The sequence below is a fragment of the Mesorhizobium sangaii genome, assembly GCF_014207355.1.
In the GTDB taxonomy this organism is placed as follows: domain Bacteria; phylum Pseudomonadota; class Alphaproteobacteria; order Rhizobiales; family Rhizobiaceae; genus Mesorhizobium; species Mesorhizobium sangaii.
This window is the reverse complement of the sequence record NZ_JACHEF010000008.1, coordinates 66597-86258: the sequence shown is the minus strand read 5'-3', so window position 1 is coordinate 86258 and position 19662 is coordinate 66597. Positions and strand designations below refer to the sequence as shown.

At 63.4% G+C, this 19662-nt stretch carries 17 protein-coding genes; 12 read left to right on the top strand and 5 right to left on the bottom strand.

Features of this window, described 5'->3' with window-relative positions:
• Positions 1-199: 199 nt before the first annotated feature.
• Positions 200-1693: a MocR-like pyridoxine biosynthesis transcription factor PdxR gene (gene pdxR / locus HNQ71_RS30080; protein WP_184877324.1), complete on the top strand. Its 1494-nt coding sequence runs from the start codon at positions 200-202 to the stop codon at positions 1691-1693.
• Positions 1694-1884: 191 nt separating this feature from the next.
• Complete coding sequence (locus tag HNQ71_RS30075) at positions 1885-3471, top strand: trimethylamine methyltransferase family protein (RefSeq protein ID WP_184877322.1); 1587 nt, start codon at positions 1885-1887, stop codon at positions 3469-3471.
• Positions 3472-3486: 15 nt separating this feature from the next.
• On the opposite strand, the gene HNQ71_RS30070 is transcribed toward HNQ71_RS30075, so the two are convergent.
• The 3 genes from HNQ71_RS30070 to HNQ71_RS30060 form a co-directional block, all read right to left on the bottom strand.
• Entirely contained in the window at positions 3487-3885 is a 399-nt protein-coding gene (locus HNQ71_RS30070; protein WP_184877732.1) for a hypothetical protein, read from the bottom strand.
• 123 nt (positions 3886-4008) lie between these two features.
• The gene (gene chrA / locus HNQ71_RS30065; RefSeq protein WP_184877319.1) at positions 4009-5394 is read right to left on the bottom strand and encodes a chromate efflux transporter; all 1386 of its coding nucleotides are present in this window, start codon (positions 5392-5394) and stop codon (positions 4009-4011) included.
• Entirely contained in the window at positions 5391-6215 is an 825-nt protein-coding gene (locus HNQ71_RS30060; protein WP_184877317.1) for a chromate resistance protein ChrB domain-containing protein, read from the bottom strand. Before HNQ71_RS30060 ends, chrA begins: the two co-directional genes overlap by 4 nt.
• On the opposite strand from HNQ71_RS30060, the gene HNQ71_RS30055 reads away from it, so the two are divergent.
• Complete coding sequence (locus HNQ71_RS30055) at positions 6214-6408, top strand: hypothetical protein (RefSeq protein WP_184877315.1); 195 nt, start codon at positions 6214-6216, stop codon at positions 6406-6408. The genes HNQ71_RS30060 and HNQ71_RS30055 overlap by 2 nt on opposite strands.
• Here the strand turns inward: HNQ71_RS30055 and HNQ71_RS30050 are convergent.
• Positions 6402-8207 carry an IlvD/Edd family dehydratase gene (locus HNQ71_RS30050; RefSeq protein WP_184877313.1) on the bottom strand — a complete coding sequence of 602 codons (1806 nt, stop codon included), beginning with the start codon at positions 8205-8207 and terminating at the stop codon, positions 6402-6404. The two genes, HNQ71_RS30055 and HNQ71_RS30050, sit on opposite strands and share 7 nt — an antisense overlap.
• A 146-nt stretch (positions 8208-8353) precedes the next feature.
• Between HNQ71_RS30050 and HNQ71_RS30045 the strand changes: the two genes are divergently transcribed.
• Positions 8354-8806, top strand: a complete 453-nt coding sequence (locus tag HNQ71_RS30045; RefSeq protein ID WP_184877311.1) for an SRPBCC family protein — start codon at positions 8354-8356, stop codon at positions 8804-8806.
• 61 nt (positions 8807-8867) lie between these two features.
• Here the strand turns inward: HNQ71_RS30045 and HNQ71_RS30040 are convergent, their stop codons facing one another.
• Positions 8868-10046, bottom strand: coding sequence for an Mrp/NBP35 family ATP-binding protein (locus HNQ71_RS30040; protein ID WP_184877309.1), 1179 nt, complete (start codon positions 10044-10046; stop codon positions 8868-8870).
• A gap of 219 nt (positions 10047-10265) precedes the next feature.
• On the opposite strand from HNQ71_RS30040, the gene HNQ71_RS30035 reads away from it, so the two are divergent.
• The 8 genes from HNQ71_RS30035 (at position 10266) to HNQ71_RS35730 (ending at position 19572) form a co-directional block, all read left to right on the top strand.
• Positions 10266-10643, top strand: coding sequence for a VOC family protein (locus HNQ71_RS30035; RefSeq protein WP_184877307.1), 378 nt, complete (start codon positions 10266-10268; stop codon positions 10641-10643).
• Between the two features lie 141 nt (positions 10644-10784).
• Positions 10785-11684, top strand: a complete 900-nt coding sequence (locus tag HNQ71_RS30030; RefSeq protein WP_184877305.1) for a LysR family transcriptional regulator — start codon at positions 10785-10787, stop codon at positions 11682-11684.
• Positions 11685-11818: 134 nt separating this feature from the next.
• The gene (locus tag HNQ71_RS30025; protein WP_184877302.1) at positions 11819-12298 is read left to right on the top strand and encodes a formate dehydrogenase subunit gamma; all 480 of its coding nucleotides are present in this window, start codon (positions 11819-11821) and stop codon (positions 12296-12298) included.
• Positions 12295-13851: a formate dehydrogenase beta subunit gene (locus tag HNQ71_RS30020; RefSeq protein WP_184877300.1), complete on the top strand. Its 1557-nt coding sequence runs from the start codon at positions 12295-12297 to the stop codon at positions 13849-13851. The genes HNQ71_RS30025 and HNQ71_RS30020 overlap by 4 nt, the downstream gene beginning before the upstream one ends.
• Positions 13852-13861: 10 nt before the next feature.
• Positions 13862-16774: a formate dehydrogenase subunit alpha gene (gene fdhF / locus HNQ71_RS30015; protein WP_184877298.1), complete on the top strand. Its 2913-nt coding sequence runs from the start codon at positions 13862-13864 to the stop codon at positions 16772-16774.
• A gap of 2 nt (positions 16775-16776) precedes the next feature.
• Entirely contained in the window at positions 16777-17607 is an 831-nt protein-coding gene (gene fdhD / locus HNQ71_RS30010) for a formate dehydrogenase accessory sulfurtransferase FdhD (protein ID WP_184877296.1), read from the top strand.
• Positions 17597-17908 carry a formate dehydrogenase subunit delta gene (locus HNQ71_RS30005; protein ID WP_184877294.1) on the top strand — a complete coding sequence of 104 codons (312 nt, stop codon included), beginning with the start codon at positions 17597-17599 and terminating at the stop codon, positions 17906-17908. The genes fdhD and HNQ71_RS30005 overlap by 11 nt, the downstream gene beginning before the upstream one ends.
• Positions 17909-18018: 110 nt before the next feature.
• A complete protein-coding gene (locus tag HNQ71_RS35730) occupies positions 18019-19572 on the top strand; it encodes an alpha/beta fold hydrolase (protein WP_184877292.1) in 1554 nt (517 codons plus the stop codon).
• The last annotated feature ends 90 nt before the right edge of the window (positions 19573-19662 follow it).

Genomic DNA, 19662 nt, shown 5'->3' with positions numbered 1-19662 from the left:
CGCGGCATGACTCAAAATCCCCACGCGGTGATGACGTGTCCGCGTCACGAGGGTGGGCGCGGTGCCGGATTTTCCGCCGAAGGATCACTGGCATAAATCCCAACGATCAGAAAAATTGATTGGCGCAACCCCTTGTGCCACCGTTACATTCGACTGGTCCAGCCAAGCGAAAAAAGTTGGCCATCGAGGAACATCTTCCATGCCCCAGCGAAACGACACGGCGATATGGTCCGGCCTGTTCCGGATTTCGGCCGAATCCGGCCAGACCCTGCAGGCACAGATCCGCCAAGCCATCGTGGCCGCCATTCTCGACCGCCAGATCGCCGCTTCGATGCCGCTTCCCTCCTGCCGGATCCTGGCCGAAAAACTCGGCGTGGCACGGGGAACCGTGGTGCTGGCCTTTCAGCAGCTCGTCGACCAGGGCTTCCTGGTGGCACGCGAGCGGCGTGGCCATTTCGTCAATCCCGATGTGCTGGCGACACCGGCCAAGCCGCACCAGAAGGCGCCCGACCAGGCCAACGAGATCGACTGGAAGGCACGCCGCAAGATCGCCGCCAGCGACATGCCGCCACCGGCCAAGCACGAGAACTGGATCAAGTCATCCTACCCCTTCGTCTACGGCCAGTTCGACCCGGCGCTGTTCCCGACCGCCGAGTGGCGCGAGTGCAACCGCATGGCGCTTGCCGTGCTCGAAATCCGCAACTGGGCGTCCGACATGGTCGATCGCGACGATCCGCTGCTGATCGAACAGATCCAGGCGCGGCTGCTGCCGCGGCGCGGCATCTTCGCCAATCCCGACGAAATCATCGTCACGCTGGGTGCCCAGAACGCGCTCTACATGCTGGCGACGCTGCTGATGAGCAAGGGCTCCAAGGTGGCGATGGAAGACCCTGGCTACCCCGACGCACGCTCGATCTTCCGCCTTGCGGGTGCCGACATACAGCCGGTGCCGGTCGACCAGTCCGGCATCGTAACCGCTTCTATTCCCAATGATTCCGGGTTCGTCTTCGTCACGCCCAGCCATCATTGCCCGACCATGGTGCCGCTGTCGGCGGAACGGCGGCAGGATCTCCTGGCGCGGGCCAACCGCTACAACCAGATCATCATCGAGGACGGCTATGACAGCCAGCTTCTCGACGAGGCGCCGCAGCAGGCCTTGAAGAGCCTCGACCGCTCCGGCCGCGTCGTCTATGTCGGCTCGATGTCGAAGACACTGGCTCCGGGCCTGCGGCTGGGCTACATCGTCGCCTCGGCTGGGCTGATCTCGGAACTCAGGGCGCTGCGCCGCTTCATGCTGCGCCATCCGCCGGCCAACAACCAGCGCGCCGTCGCGCTGTTCCTGTCGCTCGGCCATCACGAGGCCCTTGTGCGGCGGCTGTCGAGCGCCTTCGACGAGCGGCGCAAGCGCCTGGTCCATGCGATTTCCGCTTTCCTGCCGGAATGGCGTTCGACCGATTCGGCCGGCGGCACGTCGCTGTGGCTCGAAGGGCCGCGCGGCACCGATGCGCGTGGGCTGGCCGAGGCTGCGGCCTCGCGTAGTGTCATCATCGAGCCGGGCGACCGTTTCTTCGATCGCACTGAAAAGCCTTCGCGTTTCATGCGGCTGGGCATTTCCTCGATCGCGCTGCAGCACATCGAGCCAGGCATCCGCGAACTGGCCACTGCCGCCGGACGCAGGCCGGCCGCCGCCTGATCCACCATCCGATCCCCTGGCCGGAGCCACACAGTGTGGCTCCGGCGCCATTCGCTCTGGCATATGCAGCCGGACCGTCTGGCCCATAGGCTGTGCCAATGCCGGCGGCATAGTCGGGGCACAAAGGGGAAGAAGCAGCCGATGGTGGACCAACCGCCGCGTCCTGCTTCTCGGAAAGGTGGAGCGTCTCCATGTCAGTTCTTGAAAAGCAGGAAGCGGCGGCGGATCAGCGTTCGCGCCGCTCCGGCGGGCGCGAAGCTCGCCGCGCCATGCGGGCAGCACCGTTGGCCGATGACATCAAACCGGTGCGCGCCGGCCTCGAAGGCGGCAGCTATGGGCCGCTGACCGAGAACGACCAGGAACGCATCCACGAAGCCGTGTTGACGCTCCTGGAAACGGTTGGCTTCGCCAATGCCATTCCCTCCTGCATCGAAGCGCTGACCGAGGCCGGTGCCGGCTATGGCGACGATGGCCGCATCCGTTTCCCGCGCGCGCTCGTGCTCGACACGATCAAGAAAGCGGCCCGGCATTTCACGCTGCACGGCCAGGACCCCAAGCACGACATGCTGATCAAGGGCAAACGCGTGCATTACGGCACGGCGGGCGCCGCCGTGCATCTGGTCGATGTCGAAAAGCGCGAATATCGCGAGTCGCTGCTGCAGGACATCTATGACGCCGCCCGCCTCGTCGAAGGGCTCGACAACATCCATTTCTTCCAGCGGCCGATGGTGCCGCGCGACATTCCCGATCCGCTCGATATGGATTTCAACACGCTCTATGCCTGCGTGATGGGGACGTCGAAGCATGTCGGCACCTCATTCACGGTGCGCGAGAACGTGCAACCGGCGCTCGAAATGCTCTATGCCATTGCCGGCGGCGAGGAGAATTTCCGCGCCCGGCCGTTCGTCTCGAACTCCAACTGCTTCGTCGTGCCTCCGATGAAGTTCGCCGAGGACGCCTGCGGCGTGCTCGAGGCCTGCGTCGAAGGCGGCATCCCGATCCTCTTGCTGTCGGCCGGACAGGCAGGTGCTACGGCCCCCGCGGCGATTGCCGGTGCGGTGGTGCAGGCGGTGGCCGAAGTGCTGGTCGGCCTTATCTATGTCAACGCCATCAAGCCTGGCCATCCGGCGATCTTCGGCACATGGCCGTTCGTATCGGATCTCAGGACCGGCGCCATGTCGGGCGGTTCGGCCGAGCAGGCGGTGCTGACCGCGGCCTGTGCGCAGATGGCGCAATTCTACGACCTGCCGGGCGGCTCGGCCGCGGGCATGACGGATTCGAAACTGCCCGATATCCAGTCAGGCTATGAAAAAGGCATCACCGATGTCATGGCCGGCCTTGCCGGGCTCAACCTGGTGTACGAATCGGCCGGCATGCACGCCTCGCTGCTCGGTTTCTGCCTGGAAAGCCTGATCATCGACAACGACATGCTCGGCCACTGCCTGCGCTGCGTGCGCGGCATCGAGGTGACGGACGAGGCGTTGTCGATCGACACCATCGCCGATGTCTGCCTGAAAGGACCGGGCCACTATCTCGGCAATGAGCAGACGCTGCGCCTGATGCAGACCGAATATTTCTATCCGGCCGTCGGCGACCGCTTTTCGCCCAAGGAATGGAACGAGAAGGGCCGGCCCGACATCCTGCAGCGGGCGATCCTCGAAAAGAAACGCGTGCTTGCCGAGCGCTTTCCGCGCCATGTGCCGAAGCTGATCGACGACAGGCTGCGCGCCCGCTTTGGCGAGATGATCAAGCTGCCGCGCGCTAGCATGGGCGGGTAGGCCCTCGCAAAACAATCACTCGCTAACCAGCCCATAGCGCTCGACGACTTGGGCATTGATCAGCTTGGCGTGCAGCGTCATCAGTACGATTTGCGCATCGAAGCTGTCGCCGGTTTCAAGGGCGGCCTCGATCCGGCGTTCTGCCTCCAGCCTGTTCTGAAGACCATTGGATCGCTCGAAGGCTTCCGGGCCGGCGATGCAATAGCTGAACAGTCGCGCCACGCCTGGATAAGCGTGGGCAGGCGGCTCGTCGGGCCAGCGATCCTTCATCAGATTGACGATGGTGAGTTTTACCCCCTCCGGCACGAGGGCTGGATGAAGGTCAGCGCCGCGCAATGCCGCATCGAGCTGTCTCAAGTCGCCCGAGCGGCCGAACATTCCGAGGAAGCCGAGGGAAGAGCGTCGTGGCGCCATCATGTTCCAATCCGTTTCCAACCACTTAGGTGGTTGGCAAGCGGAATACAAAGCAGTGACTTAACGTGTGTCGCGTTGAAACGCATTCACGCGACGCGCTTTAAGTCTTTGTGGTTGTGCCTGTCAGCCACTCGCCGCCAGCAGCAAGACACCGGCAAGGGCGGATCCGGCAAGCGTCGGCAGCATGCCGATCTTAAGCTTCAGGACGGCGATCATGGTGGCGCAGGAAAGCAGCGCCGCGCGCCAGTCGATCGACGAAAACACCGGCACATTCATGCCGAGGCCCATCGCGCGCACCTCATGGAAAATGACGTGCAAGGCAAACCACAGGGCCAGGTTCATGATCACCCCGACAACAGCGGCGGTGATCGCGCCAAGTGCCGCCGACAAAACCTTGTTGCCGCGCAGGGCCTCGATATAGGGTGCGCCGAGGAATATCCAGAAGAAGCAGGGCGTGAACGTAACCCACAACGTCAGCAACGCCCCCAGCGATCCGGCAAGCAACGGGTCCAGCGAGCCGGGATGGCGGAACGCTGCTATGAAGCCAACGAACTGCAGCACCAGGATGAGTGGACCAGGCGTCGTTTCGGCAAGCCCAAGACCGTCGACCATTTCGCCAGGGGCGAGCCAGCCGAAGGACTGGACGGCTGCCTGGGCGACATAGGCGAGCACCGCGTAGGCGCCGCCGAAGGTAACGACCGCCATGAGACTGAAGAACCGGCCGATCTCGGTCCAAACGCTTGCAGAGCCGGTCAGCCACCAGATCAGCAGAACAGGCCCGAACCAGATCGGCAGCCAGATCGCAATCGTGCGCGGCGCATGCCATTTCGTCGGCCTGAGGTGGGCCAACTCGCCTCGCTCGAACATCAGGTCGACCGCTCCCTTGATGTCGGCAACATCGTCCTTGCCATGTGCCGATCCGGAAAACAGCGCCGGAGCAACGCGGTTTCCCAGCCATCCCGTCAGGCCGGCGAGCAGGATGATGAGTGGGAACGGCACATTCAACGCATAGATGGCGATGAAAGCCGAGGCGGCGATCGACACCATGACCCGGTTCTTAAGGGCACGCCGTCCGATCCTGATCACCGCCTGGATGACAATGGCGAGCACCGCCGCCTTCACCCCGAAAAACAGAGCCTCGACGGGCGGGATGTCGCCGTAGAGCACGTAGAGGCTGCTCAGGACGAGCATGACGACAGCGCCCGGCACGACGAACAAGATGCCGGCGACAAGGCCGCCGATCGTCCTGTGCAGCAGCCAACCGACATAGATGGCGAGTTGCTGGGCTTCGGGGCCAGGCAGCAGCATGCAGTAGTTCAGCGCATGCAGGAAACGCTGCTCACCGATCCAGCGGCGCTCCTCGACCAGTTCCTTGTGCATCAATGCGATCTGCCCGGCCGGCCCGCCGAAGCTGAGCAGTCCGATTTTTGCCCAGAGCTTAACGGCTTCGGTGAAGGTCGGCGCAGCCGGGCCCTGGACCACCGCGTCTTGCGACTCGAGCGCGCTCATGACGATTTGCCCGCACCTGCACCGGGCCAGTTGTGCGTTTCCTCAGTGGCGTCGCGACACCAACGGAAGAACGCATCGTAGAGCAGCATGCCTGCGTCCAGCTGTTCCAGATCGTCGCGAAACATACGCGACAGGCCAAGCGAAGCCGCCAGGAAGCCGGCAGCCTGGGGAACAAGGTCGAGGCTTGCCGTGTCGGCCGCGCGCACGATCAGGGCAAGGCGATCGAGCGCCTCGGATTCCAGCCCGAACTCCTCGATCATCGTGTCGAAGGTGCAGCGTTCACCGCGATGGCTCCAGAACACATCGTCGATGTCGAAAGGCACGGCCTGGAAGCGATCGGCCACGGCAAGAACTTCGGCCGGCTCGACAAACAGAAAGATCGCGTGCGGATCGACGAAACGCCGGATCAGCCACGGGCAAGCGATGCGATCCACCTTCGGGCGGGCTCGCGTCACCCACACCGTGCGGCCCCTTTCGTCGCGCGATGGCAAGGTGTCGGTGCGAACCAGAAGACCCTTCGCATCGCGCCAGGCTTCGAACCCACCCTCGAGGCTTTCGGCGGAAATGCCTTCGTGGCGCAGCCATGCGGCGACGCCTTGCGAGAGTTTCAGCCCTTTCTGGCAAACGACCGTCACCGATTGGCCGGCGAACTCGGCGGCCCAGGTCGAAACGGTCTTGAAATCGCGCCGGCTCGAGACCGGCAGAAGGCGCGGATCGGCGTCGAAGTCATCATCGATACGGACATCGATGATGACAGGCGCGCCTGGCATACCGATCAGGCGGGATAGCTGCGATACGGTGATAGCGGTTGTTGACGGCATGGCGTCCACCTCCTGGAATGAGAAGCTTGGACGCGAACGTTGGGCTGACGCCTCACGGGGTCGTCGCGATACACCCCTTGTCACGATGGTGGATGCATCGCGCGGGCTTGTCAAGGATGGCGGCGGCCTGATCCGGATCAAGCCGCCGTTTGTCATTTATGTAAGCATCTACGAACAGATGCTCGCTCAGTGATTGTCCCTGGGGACACCTCTGGTGTGCGCGACATCCTGGTATTTCACCGCCGGCTTCAGCACCATTCCCTCTGAAAACTGCGCGACCATGCCGCGCTGGATCTCCTGCCAGGGCGTCTGGTGCTTGGGATAGTCATAGCCGCCATTGTTCTGCAGTTCGGCACGGCGCCGGGTGATCTCATCGTCGGTGACGAGGATGTCGGCCGTGCCCTTGCGCAGGTCGATGCGGACACGGTCGCCCGTCTTGAGCAGCGCCAGCCCGCCGCCGATCGCGGCTTCCGGCGAGGCGTTGAGGATCGAAGGCGAACCCGACGTGCCTGACTGGCGGCCATCGCCGATGCAGGCGAGAGCATGGATGCCCTTCTTGATCAGATAGGCCGGCGGCTGCATGTTGACGACCTCGGCGCCGCCGGGATAGCCGATCGGGCCGGCGCCGCGCATGAACAGGATCGTGTGTTCATCGATGCCTTGCGCCGGATCGTCGATGCGGGCGTGATAGTCCTCGGGCCCGTCGAAGACCATGGCGTTGCCTTCGAAAGCCTCGGGATCCTTCGGATTGGAGAGATAGCGCTCGCGGAATTCCGGCGAGATGCCGCTGGTCTTCATGATCGCGGAATCGAACAGATTGCCCTTGAGGTTGATGAAGCCGGCATTGGCCTTCAGCGGCTCGGCAACGGTGCGGATGACGTCGGTGTTCTCGTTGGCGACACCCTCGCTGTTCTCACCGATCGACTTGCCGTTGACCGTGCGCGCGCCGGGATGCGGCAACAGCCCGCCCTTCATCAGTTCGGCGATCACCGCCGGCACGCCGCCGGCATGATGGTAGTCCTCGCCAAGGTATTCGCCCGTCGGCTGCAAATTGACCAGCAGCGGCACATTGAGGCCGACCGTCTGCCAGTCGTCATTGTCGAGCTTGACGCCGAGGTGGCGGGCGATGGCGTTGAGATGGATGGGCGCGTTGGTCGAACCGCCAATTGCCGAATTGACGACAATGGCGTTCTCGAAAGCCTCTCTCGTCATGATGTCGGACGGCTTGAGGTCTTCATGCACCATGTCAACGATACGTTTGCCCGTCTCGTAGGCGATCTGGCCGCGCTCGCGGTAAGGCGCCGGGATGGCAGCCGAGCCTGGCAATTGCATGCCAAGCGCCTCGGCCAGCGAGTTCATGGTCGTGGCGGTGCCCATGGTGTTGCAATAGCCGGTGGACGGCGCCGAAGAGGCGACGATGTCCATGAACTCGTCGTAATCGATCTCGCCGGCAGACAGGCGCTGGCGCGATTCCCAGACGATGGTGCCGGAGCCGGTGCGCTTGCCCTTGTGCCAGCCATTGAGCATCGGGCCAACCGACAGCGCGATCGCCGGGATGTTGACGGTGGCCGCCGCCATCAGCAGGGCCGGCGTTGTCTTGTCGCAGCCGATGGTGAGCACGACGCCGTCAAGCGGATAGCCGTAGAGCACTTCGACCAGGCCGAGATAGGCAAGGTTACGGTCAAGAGCCGCGGTCGGGCGCTTGCCGGTCTCCTGGATCGGATGGCACGGGAATTCGAACGGAATGCCGCCCATCGAGACGATGCCTTCGCGCACGCGCTTGGCCAGCTCGATATGGTGGCGGTTGCAGGGCGACAGATCCGAACCGGTCTGGGCGATGCCGATCAGTGGCTTGCCGGACATCAGTTCGGCCCGCGTCAGGCCGTAATTGAGGTAGCGCTCCAGGTAGAGCGCCGTCATGCCCGGATTGTCGGGATTGTCGAACCACTCCTGCGAGCGAAATTTTTTCTTCCTGGTGGGGGCGCCTGCCATCGTGGTCTCCGTATTTGTAAGACAAATCGATATGGCAACGCGCGGGAGCAGGCAAGAGGGCGCAGGGTCGCATCCAGACTTTGGTGCGATAGACATGCATGCAGCCGTGCGTTAGGGCTTCGATCAATCGTGTCAGGGAGGTTTTCATGGCTTTGGTGATCGAAGGCGAGGAGCGCATTGCCGCGCCCCTGCAAAAGGTGTGGGAAGCGCTGAACGATCCTGAGGTCTTGAAGGCGACGATTCCCGGCTGCCAGAGCCTGGAGATGAAGTCACCGACCGAGATGGCGGCGACCGTGGTGGTGAAGATCGGGCCGATCAAGGCGACGTTCAACGGCGAGGTAACGCTCAAGAATCTCAAGCCGCCGCATTCCTACACCATCCAGGGCGAAGGCAAGGGCGGCATAGCCGGCTTCGCCAAGGGCGGCGCCGACGTGACGCTGACGGAGGACGGGCCGGATACCACGGTGTTGAAATACGCCGCCAAGGCCGATGTCGGCGGCAAGATCGCGCAACTCGGCAGCCGGCTGATCGAATCGACCTCGAAGAAGCTGGCCGGACAGTTTTTTTCAAGCTTCGGCGAAAAGGTCGGCGCGGCTTAGGTTACGTCCTCGCTCGAACGACGCCTGGCTTCTCTGGAGCCAGCGCCTACCGAGCGAAAAACTATTCGAACACGATGTTCGGCACCGCGTCCGCGGCCGCACCACGCTCTTCATTGATCCGGTCCCAAACCTTCGAAGCGATATCCCGATAGATCTTTGCCTCGGCACCGTCGGGCTTCGAGACAACCACCGGCGTACCGGCATCCGAACTTTCGCGAATGCCCATCTCGAGCGGCACTTCGCCAAGGAAGGTGACGCCCAGACGCTCGGCTTCGCGGCGCGCGCCGCCATGGCCGAAGATGTCGTAGCGCTTGCCCGTATCCGGAGCGATGAAATAGCTCATGTTCTCGACGATGCCGAGCAGTGGCACGTCGACCTTCTTGAACATGTTGAGGCCCTTGCGGGCATCGATCAGCGCCAGATCCTGCGGCGTCGAGACGATGACGGCGCCAGCCAGTGGCACTTGCTGGGCCATTGTCAGTTGCGCGTCGCCGGTGCCGGGCGGCATATCGACGACGAGCACGTCGAGCCGGCCCCATTCGACCTCACGCAGCATCTGCGTCAGCGCCGACATCACCATCGGACCGCGCCAGATCATCGGTGTCTCCTCATCGACGAGGAAGCCCATCGACATCACCTTAAGCCCGTAATTCTCCATCGGTTTCAGGATCTTGCCGTCGACGGTCTGCGGCCGGCCGTGGATGTTGAGCAGCCGCGGCATGGACGGGCCATAGATATCGGCGTCGAGCACGCCGACGCGCAAACCATTGGCGGCGAGGCCAAGAGCGATGTTGACTGCGGTGGTCGACTTGCCGACACCGCCCTTGCCGGAAGCGACGGCGATGATCGCTTCGATACCGGGCACGCCACGCCTGCCCTGGCTGTGCGAGGCAGGGGCGTGCGGCGCGGCGCGCGGCGCGGCGGCGGGCGGAGCTGGCGGCGCTGGCCTGGGTGCGGGGCGCGATGGAACCGGCGCCTCCATGCCGCCGCCCTTCTTTTCCGCCGTCAGTGCGACGACGGCGCCGGCAACGCCGGGAATAGCCTTGACGACACGCTCGGCGGCGGCGCGTAGCGGTTCCATCTCCTGGGCGCGGGCGGCGGGAACGGTTATCGAGAAGAAGACCTTGGAATCGGCGATGAAAATCTCGGAAACCATACCAAGGTCGACGATGTTGCCGGTGAAATCCGGCCCGTTGACCGTCTTCAGTCGTTCGGTGACGATTTCCTTGGTGACGGACATCAGTTCTTCCTTATGCAAGCTTTGCCCTGAGATAGTGCAGTTTCCGGACAGAACCAAGCCGTGGAGCAATAGCTGCCTTGGCGTGCCCGCAAAAACGACGGGCGGTGTCGGGGCGGGCGGCATTTTGCAGACTGGCGGTCGCCAAACAGCGCCCCTGATCTAATTCAAGCCTCGACATGAGCAATCAATCGAGATGAGCAATCAGGGAAGGAGACGATCATGCTCGCAAACAGCAATGCAACGGCCAATGTCGCGGTGAAAGACCTGGCGAGGGCAAAGGCCTTTTATGAAGGGACGCTGGGCCTCAAGCAGGTGGATGATATGGGTGGCGAACTGATCGTCTACAAAAGCGGCGACACGCTTATCAACGTCTATCATTCGCAATTTGCAGGCACCAACAAGGCGACGGCGGTGACGTGGACGGTGGGCGACGCGATCGAGACCATCGTCAAGTCGTTGAAGTCGAAGGGTGTCGCCTTCGAGCACTATGAGATGCCCGGCCTGACGCTGGAGGGCGACGTCCATGTCGGCTCCGGCATAAAGGTCGCATGGTTCAAGGACCCCGACGGCAACATCCTGAACCTTGTCGACAAATAGGTTTGTTCCGCATTTCGGGGAGGTGGCGCCCGCATGATCCGGAACGGGCACTCCTGGCCGGCTTTCCTGGAGACGGTGGCTCGCTCTAACCGTTTGTCCTGCTGCATTTATGCGGACGCCAAAATGCTCTAGCTTCCGTTCATGATCGACAAGCTGGAATTCTTCATCGCACTGGCCAAGGAAGAGCATTTCGGCCGGGCAGCCGACGTGTGCGGAGTCACCCAGCCGACGCTGTCGGCCGGCATCAAGCAGTTGGAGGGTCAGCTCGGCGTGATGCTGGTGCTGCGCGGCTCACGCTTCCAGGGGCTGACGCCCGAGGGCAAGCAAGTTTTGGTGTGGGCGCGCCGCATCGTCGGCGATACCAGGACCATGAGAGAAGAGATGCGGGCGGCGCGCCACGGCCTGTCTGGTCGCATCCGCATTGCCGCCATCCCGACGGCGCTCGCCATGGTGGCGCGGCTGACGACGCCGTTTCGGGCAAAACATCCCGGCGTCACCTTCTCGGTGCTGTCGCGGACCTCGATCGAGGTGCTGTCCCTGCTCGGCAATTTCGATATCGACGCCGGCATCACCTATCTCGACAACGAACCGTTGGGGCGGGTGACCAGCGTGCCGCTTTATGACGAGCGCTATCAACTGATCACCGCGATGGGAAATCCCTATTCCGACCGCGACAAAGTGACATGGGCGGAGCTCAGCAGCCTGCCGCTCTGCCTGCTGACGCCGGACATGCAGAACCGCCGCATCATCGATCAGCACCTGGCCGAGGCCGGGGTGCAGGTGCGCCCGACACTCGAATCCAATTCGATGATCGTGCTGTTTTCGCACATCCGCACCGGCAAATGGTCATCGATCATGCCCCTCAACCTCGCGGAAACATTCGGCTTTTCCGAACCGATCCGGGCCATTCCGATCGTCGAGCCGGACGCCAGCCACACGGTCGGCCTGGTGGCGACGCCGAGCGAGCCGCACACGCCGCTGGTCTCGGCGCTGCTGGACGAGGCGATGGCGCTGGCGGACGATTTCCACGCCCGCCGTTAGGCTAGACAATACCGGCTGACCAAGCTCGATAGAAGATTTCTATCGAGCAACGAAACAGCTTTATTGATTCCGAAGGTTTCCTCTGATTTTGTAAAGACTTAGCGAGAAAAGCTATCGACCAGGGAGGGCGCTGCATGCCAATGCAGCCTGCAAGTACCGAGATCACATCGCGCACGACCGCGATCATCCAGGAGTTGAAAGGCCTCGAAGGGCCGTTGCTGCCGATCCTGCACGGAATCCAGGAAGAGTTCGGCCATGTGCCGCAGGATGCGCTGCCGGTCATCGCCGAAGCGCTGAACATCTCCAGGGCCGAGGTGCACGGCGTCGTCACCTTTTATCACGATTACCGCCGCCATCCGGCCGGCCGGCATGTGCTGAAGCTCTGCCAGGCAGAATCGTGCCAGTCGATGGGTTCCGACGCCATCGCCGCCAAACTGAAGCAATTGCTGGGCATCGGCTTCCACGAGACGACCCGCGACGGTTCGGTGACGCTGGAGCCGGTCTATTGTCTCGGCCTGTGCGCCTGTTCGCCCGCCGCCATGCTCGATGGCGAAGTGATTGGGCGGCTCGATGACGAAAAGCTCGACGAGATCGTTGCCGAGGTGCGCTCATGATCCCGCGTATCTACATTCCCGCCGATTCCGGGGCACTGGCGCTTGGCGCCGAAAAGGTCGCCAAGGCGATCGCCAGTGAACTGGCAGAGCGCGGCATCGAGGCCAAGATCGTGCGCAACGGTTCGCGCGGCGCTTATTTCCTCGAACCGATGGTCGAAGTTGCGACCGCCAACGGCCGCGTTGCCTATGGGCCGGTCAAGCCATCCGACGTCAAGAGCCTGTTCGAAAGCGGCTTCCTCACCGGCGGCCACCACAAGCGCTGGCTGGGCGCCCCGGACAAAATCCCCTTCCTGGCAAAGCAGACGCGGCTGACCTTCGCGCGTTGCGGCGTCATCGATCCGCTGTCACTCGAATCCTACAAGAAGCATGGCGGTTTGAATGGGCTGACGAACGCGTTGGGATTGACGCCCGCCGCCATTGTCGCCCAAGTCACCGAATCCGGGCTGCGCGGGCGCGGTGGCGCGGGCTTCCCGACCGGCATCAAATGGAAGACGGTGCTCGATACCGCTGGCGACCGCAAATACATCGTCTGCAACGCCGACGAAGGCGACTCGGGCACCTTTGCCGACCGCATGATCATGGAGGGTGACCCCTTCGTGCTGATCGAAGGCATGACGATTGCGGGGATCGCAACGGGTGCGACCAAAGGCTTCGTCTATGTCCGCTCGGAATATCCGCATGCGGTGGCGATGATGAACAAAGCCGTCGAGGTTGCCCGCAAGGCCGGTGTGCTTGGCGCCAGCGTGCTGGGTTCACCCTACGCTTTCGACATGGAGATCAGGGTCGGAGCAGGCGCCTATGTCTGCGGCGAGGAGACGGCGCTGCTTGACTCGCTTGAAGGCAAGCGCGGCATGGTACGGGCAAAGCCGCCGCTGCCGGCGCACAAGGGGCTGTTCGGCAAGCCGACGGTGATCAACAACGTCATCTCGCTGGCCTCGGTGCCAATCATCATGGACAAGGGTGCGGCCTTCTACAAGGATTTCGGCATGGGCCGCTCGCGCGGCACGATCCCGATCCAGATCGCCGGCAACATCAGGTATGGCGGCCTGTTCGAAGCGGCCTTCGGCATGACGCTGGGCGAGATCGTCGACGACATCGGCGGCGGCACGGCGACGGGGCGTCCGGTCAAGGCGGTGCAGGTCGGCGGACCGCTCGGCGCCTATTTCCCGCGCGCGCTATTCGACACGCCGTTCGACTATGAAGCCTTCGCGGCCAAGGACGGGCTGATCGGCCATGCCGGCATCGTGGTGTTCGACGACACTGCCGACATGTTGAAACAGGCACGCTTCGCCATGGAGTTCTGCGCCATCGAAAGTTGCGGCAAGTGCACGCCCTGCCGCATCGGCTCGACGCGCGGTGTCGAGACCATCGACAAGCTTGCCGCTGGCATCGAGCCGGAGAAGAACCTCGCTCTGGTCGCCGACCTCTGCAACACGATGAAATTCGGCTCGCTCTGTGCGCTGGGCGGCTTCACGCCTTACCCGGTTATGAGCTCGATCACCCATTTCCCCGACGACTTCAAGCCTGCGCCAGTGCGCGTGGCTGCTGAATAGGAGCTGGCAGATGAACATCAAGGCCGACTTCCCATCACTCGTCGAAGAGATCGACTACGGGACTCCGCAATCGGCGGCGCACAAGCAGGTCACGCTGAGCGTCGACGGCCGCAGCATCACCGTGCCGGAAGGCACCTCGATCATGCGTGCGGCGATGGAAGGCGGGGTTGAGATCCCGAAGCTTTGCGCCACCGACATGCTGGACTCCTTCGGTTCATGTCGTGTCTGCCTTGTCGAGATCGAAGGGCGCGGCGGCACGCCAGCGTCCTGCACGACACCTGTCGGCGAAGGCATGGTGGTGCATACGCAGTCCGGGCGACTTGACGCCATTCGCCGCGGCGTCATGGAGCTTTACGTTTCCGACCATCCGACCGGCTGGAACGAGACGGCCGGAACCGGCGCCAGCGAGTTCGACACGGTGGCGAAGTCGATCGGCTTGACCGAGAACCGCTACGGCATCGAGGGCCGTAACCACGTCAAGCAGGAAAACGGCGTGGCGCCCGGCCACGGCTCGCTGACGGTCGATTACATCGCCCGCGACGAAACCAACCCTTATTTCACCTATGATCCCACGCAATGCATCGTCTGTTCGCGCTGCGTGAGGGCCTGTGAAGAGGTGCAGGGCACCTTCGCGCTGACTATCGAAGGGCGTGGTTTCGAATCCAGGGTTTCGGCGGGAATGCACGAGGCGTTCATCGATTCGGAATGCGTGTCCTGCGGCGCCTGCGTGCAGGCCTGCCCGACCGATGCGCTGCGCGAAAAAACAGTCCTTGCAAAAGGCCTGCCGGAGCGCTCGGTCGTCACCACCTGCGCCTATTGCGGCGTTGGCTGCTCGTTCAAGGCCGAAGCGAAGGATGACGAGGTCATTCGCATGATGCCCTACAAAGAGGGCAAGGCGAACCACGGTCATTCCTGCGTGAAGGGCCGTTTTGCCTATGGCTACGCCACCCACAAGGACCGCATCTTGTCGCCGATGATCCGCGAAAAGATCACCGACCCATGGCGCGAGGTGACCTGGGAAGAGGCTATCGCCCACACGGCCAAGGAATTCCGCCGTATCCAGTATCAGTACGGCCGCACCGCGATTGGCGGCATCACCTCGTCGCGCTGCACCAACGAGGAAACCTACCTCGTCCAGAAGATGGTGCGGCAGGGGTTCCGCAACAACAATGTCGACACCTGCGCGCGCGTCTGCCATTCGCCGACGGGCTACGGGCTCGGCCAGACCTATGGCACCTCGGCCGGCACACAGGATTTCGACTCCGTCGATTACACTGATGTTGCCGTCATTATCGGTGCCAATCCGGTTTCAGCCCATCCGGTGTTCGCCTCGCGGCTGAAGAAGCGGCTGCGTCAGGGCGCCAAGTTGATCGTGCTCGATCCCCGTCGCACCGAGATGGTCAAGTCGACACATGTTGAGGCGGATTATCACCTGCCGCTGAAGCCCGGCACCAATGTGGCTGTGCTGACGGCGCTGGCGCATGTGATCGTCACCGAAGGTCTTTTCAACGAAGCCTTCATCCGCGAACGCTGCGACTGGGCGGAGTTCCAGGACTGGGCCTCGTTCGTCGCCTTGCCGGAAAACAGCCCCGAAACCGTCGGCAAGTTGTCGGGCGTCGATCCGGAGTTGATCCGCGGCGCGGCGCGTCTCTACGCAACCGGCGGCAACGGCGCGATCTATTACGGCCTCGGGGTGACGGAACACAGCCAGGGTTCAACCACGGTGATGGCGATCGCCAACCTCGCCATGGCCACCGGCAATATCGGCCGGCCAGGCGTCGGCGTGAATCCGCTGCGCGGCCAGAACAATGTGCAGGGCTCCTGCGACATGGGTTCGTTCCCGCACGAACTGCCCGGCTACCGTCATATCTCCGGCGAAGCCGTGCGCGACATCTATGAGAGCCTGTGGGGGGTGAAGCTGGACGACGAGCCCGGCCTGCGCATCCCCAACATGCTGGATGCCGCCGTCGACGGCACTTTCAAGGGCATCTACATCCAGGGCGAGGACATTCTGCAGTCCGATCCCGACACCAAGCATGTCGCTGCCGGTCTGGCTGCCATGGAATGCGTCGTCGTGCATGACCTCTTCCTCAACGAGACTGCAAACTACGCGCATGTCTTCCTGCCCGGCTCGACCTTCCTCGAGAAGGACGGCACGTTCACCAATGCCGAGCGCCGCATCAACATGGTGCGCAAGGTTCTGAAGCCGAAGGCGCGCTACGCCGATTGGGAAGCGACGCAGGAGCTTGCCCGCGCGATCGGGCTGGATTGGAACTACCAGCATCCCTCCGAGATCATGGACGAGATCGCCCAGACGACGCCGAGCTTCGCCGGCGTCTCCTTCGAATTGCTCGACCGTGTCGGATCCGTGCAATGGCCCTGCAACGAGAAGGCACCGCTCGGCACCCCGATCATGCATGTCGATGGTTTCGTGCGCGGCAAGGGCAAGTTCATCCGCACCGAATATGTGGCGACGGACGAAAGGACCGGCCCGCGCTTCCCGCTGCTGCTGACCACCGGCCGCATCCTGTCGCAGTACAATGTCGGCGCGCAGACCAGGCGCACCGACAACGTCGTGTGGCACAGCGAGGACCGGCTGGAGATCCACCCGCACGATGCGGAGAATCGCGGATTGCGCGACGGCGACTGGGTCCGGCTGACCAGCCGCTCGGGCGAGACGACGTTGCGTGCGCTGATCACCGACCGTGTGTCGCCCGGCGTGGTTTATACGACGTTCCATCATCCGGACACGCAGGCCAACGTCATCACGACCGACTTCTCCGATTGGGCGACCAATTGTCCGGAATACAAGGTGACGGCGGTGCAGGTCGGCGCCTCGAACGGCCCGTCGGAATGGCAGCGCGATTATGACGAGCAGGCCAAGCAGAGCCGGCGCATCGCGAAATTGGAAGCGGCGGAGTAGTCTTGAGCGAGCGCCGCCAAGCCACGACGCAGGTATCGCGGCTGGCGCGTCGCGCGAGCGGGACGACGGCTGCCAACCGGATGGTGCCGGAAGAGACGCCGGTGGCGTTCTCCTTTGCCGGCACCACCCATGCGGTGATGATGGCAAGCCCGGCCGATTTCGAGGATTTCGCGCTCGGCTTCTCGCTGACCGAAGGCATCATCGCCAAGCCTGACGAGATCGACGCCATCGAGGTCGAGGATCATGGCGCCGGTATCGATATCCAGATCCGGTTGAAGGACAGCGCCAATACGCGCTTCGAAGCGCGGCGCAGACGGTTGGCAGGACCGGTCGGTTGCGGATTGTGCGGCATCGAATCGATCGAGGAAGCGATGCGTTCGGTTGACGCGGTCGGTTCGTCGACGCTTACATTGGATGCCGACGATATCGTCGGCTCGGTCAAGCTTTTGTCGAAAGTGCAGCCACTGCACACCGAGACCGGAGCCGTGCACGCCGCCGGCTTCTATATGCCGGGCAAGGGCGTCGTCATGGCGCGCGAGGACGTCGGCCGCCACAATGCGCTCGACAAACTCGCAGGCGCGTTGGCGAAAGCCGGCATCGACGGCTCGACGGGTGCTGTCGTGGTGACATCGCGCGTTTCGGTGGAAATGGTGCAGAAGACGGCAGCTATCGGCGCCGCCATCATCATCGCCGTTTCGGCGCCGACCGCGCTCGCCATCCGCACTGCGGAGGCCGCCGGGATGACCCTCGTTGCGCTGGTTCGCGGCGATGATTTCGATATTTTCACCCACCCCGACCGGGTGGTTTGCGGAGTTGCCAAGCATGTCGCATGACGAAGAACACATCATGAGCACCAGCGAGAAGCTGGTGCGCATGGCAAACCAGATCGCCGATTTTTTCCATTCCAAGCCGCGCGAGGAAGGCATTGCCGGCGTCGCCGAGCATATCAACAAGTTCTGGGAGCCGAGGATGCGTCGGCAGCTGTTCGATTTGCTGGATGGCGACACCGAGAATTTCAACGAGTTGGTGGTCGCCGCCTCGGCCAAGATCAGGCGACCGATCACGCCGGCCGAGGCCGACCTCCGACTCGGGCTCGAGGCCTCCCCGGCCGACGTCGCCGCCTCGCAAAAATAGCGCCGAGGCACCGCGCTTTATATTTTCCATCGCTAAAGTTTGAACTGCCGCAACCAAGCTGTTCTGCTATGGTTTGACGACCAGAAGTCGTCAGGCCGGGGCGGAACCTCGTGAGGCCGATCGAGACCCGATATGCCCGTAGCGGCGATGTGCGGATCGCCTATCAGGTGGTCGGGCAGGGATCGTTCGATCTCGTCTTCGTGCCCGGCTTCATTTCCAATCTCGACCTTCACTGGGAAGACGAAGGCTACAGCCGGCTGCTGAAGCGGCTTTCGGCGTTCTCGCGGCTGATCCTGTTCGACAAGCGCGGCACGGGTCTGTCCGACCGTGTCGACGCGCATCACCTGCCCAGCCTCGAAACGCGCATGGACGATGTGCGTGCCGTGATGGACGCGACCGGCAGCGGCCGCGCGGCACTGCTTGGCGCCTCGGAAGGAGCGCCCATGGCGATGCTGTTCGCCGCCACCTATCCGGAAAGGACGCGGGCGCTGGCGCTCTATGGCGGCTATGCGCATTTCCACAAATGGGTGATGCCGCCGGAACGCCTCAAGGCCTTCATCGAGACGGCTGAAACGTCATGGGGCACGGGTGCTACCTTGCCCAGCTTCGCACCGGGCCGGGTCGACGACCCGCATTTCACGCAGTGGTGGGCGCGCTTCGAGCGCTTGTCGGCAAGCCCGACCGCAGCGGCGGCGCTGGCGCGGATGAACGCCGGGATCGACGTGCGCGGCGTGCTGTCGGCTATCAGCGCGCCAACGCTGCTGATCCATCGCCGCAACGATGTGCGGGTCGATCCTGACGCCAGCCGCTTCCTGGCCAAGACCATCCCGAATGCACGGCTGGCGGAAATCCCCGGGCGCGACCATCCGATCTGGACCGGCGATGTCGATCGGGTGGCTGACCTGATCGAGGAATTCCTGACCGGCGCACGCGCCGTGGCGGAAGCGGAGCGCGTGCTGGCGGCGCTTTTGGTGACACGCATCCATGACACGGCGCGGCTCGGCGACCGCATGTGGAGCGAACGCAGCCAGCGCTTCCAGGAAACATGGCGAACCCTTGTCGGACGCCATGGCGGCCGCTGCGTGGACACGCATGGCGAGGTGATGATTTCACGTTTCGACGGACCGGGGCGGGCCTTGCGGTGCGCGGCGGCATTGCGCGAAGCCGCACAGGACATCGGCGTCGCGAGCGCGCAGGGGGCGCATGTCGGCGAGATCGAGTTGCGCGGATCGCCGGAAGGGCTGACAGCTCGCGTGACGATGCAACTCGCTGCTCGTGCCGGGCGCGGCGACATCCTGGCATCGCGGCTGGTCGCGGAACTGGCGGCCGGCTCGGGGCTCCATTTCGCCGATGCCGGCCGCATCAGCATCGACGAACTGGACGAGCCGCTGGGGCTCGTGCTGGCGATGTCCGAACAGCATCTGGAACCGGCCTGCCGTCCCAAGGCCAGGGCGACGGAGCCGGCTTCGCTGACGGCGCGCGAGAGCGAGGTTGTGAGCCTGATTGCCGATGGCAAGAGCAATGCCGCGATTGCCGCCGAGCTCGGGCTGAGCGAGCACACGGTCAAGCGCCACGTCGCCAACATACTGCTCAAGCTGGATTTACCGTCGAGGGCAGCGGCAGCGGCATTTTCCGCCAGGCACACTGGCCCGGACGGGCCATAGGAGCCATGGCGCTTTCGGGCGAAGCGGCACGAGGCCTGCAGGCGCTATCAATTCTCTCCATGCGGGCCAGGCGGATGTCGCCGGGAAAGG

What these genes read in the sequence shown, in the direction of transcription:
- pdxR (WP_184877324.1), top strand. Translation starts at nt 200, where the DNA reads ATGCCCCAGCGAAACGACACGGCGATATGGTCCGGCCTGTTCCGGATT.
- HNQ71_RS30075 (WP_184877322.1), top strand. Translation starts at nt 1,885, where the DNA reads ATGTCAGTTCTTGAAAAGCAGGAAGCGGCGGCGGATCAGCGTTCGCGC.
- HNQ71_RS30070 (WP_184877732.1), bottom strand. Translation starts at nt 3,885, where the DNA reads ATGGCGCCACGACGCTCTTCCCTCGGCTTCCTCGGAATGTTCGGCCGC.
- chrA (WP_184877319.1), bottom strand. Translation starts at nt 5,394, where the DNA reads ATGAGCGCGCTCGAGTCGCAAGACGCGGTGGTCCAGGGCCCGGCTGCG.
- HNQ71_RS30055 (WP_184877315.1), top strand. Translation starts at nt 6,214, where the DNA reads ATGGCGTCCACCTCCTGGAATGAGAAGCTTGGACGCGAACGTTGGGCT.
- HNQ71_RS30060 (WP_184877317.1), bottom strand. Translation starts at nt 6,215, where the DNA reads ATGCCGTCAACAACCGCTATCACCGTATCGCAGCTATCCCGCCTGATC.
- HNQ71_RS30050 (WP_184877313.1), bottom strand. Translation starts at nt 8,207, where the DNA reads ATGGCAGGCGCCCCCACCAGGAAGAAAAAATTTCGCTCGCAGGAGTGG.
- HNQ71_RS30045 (WP_184877311.1), top strand. Translation starts at nt 8,354, where the DNA reads ATGGCTTTGGTGATCGAAGGCGAGGAGCGCATTGCCGCGCCCCTGCAA.
- HNQ71_RS30040 (WP_184877309.1), bottom strand. Translation starts at nt 10,046, where the DNA reads ATGTCCGTCACCAAGGAAATCGTCACCGAACGACTGAAGACGGTCAAC.
- HNQ71_RS30035 (WP_184877307.1), top strand. Translation starts at nt 10,266, where the DNA reads ATGCTCGCAAACAGCAATGCAACGGCCAATGTCGCGGTGAAAGACCTG.
- HNQ71_RS30030 (WP_184877305.1), top strand. Translation starts at nt 10,785, where the DNA reads ATGATCGACAAGCTGGAATTCTTCATCGCACTGGCCAAGGAAGAGCAT.
- HNQ71_RS30025 (WP_184877302.1), top strand. Translation starts at nt 11,819, where the DNA reads ATGCCAATGCAGCCTGCAAGTACCGAGATCACATCGCGCACGACCGCG.
- HNQ71_RS30020 (WP_184877300.1), top strand. Translation starts at nt 12,295, where the DNA reads ATGATCCCGCGTATCTACATTCCCGCCGATTCCGGGGCACTGGCGCTT.
- fdhF (WP_184877298.1), top strand. Translation starts at nt 13,862, where the DNA reads ATGAACATCAAGGCCGACTTCCCATCACTCGTCGAAGAGATCGACTAC.
- HNQ71_RS30005 (WP_184877294.1), top strand. Translation starts at nt 17,597, where the DNA reads ATGTCGCATGACGAAGAACACATCATGAGCACCAGCGAGAAGCTGGTG.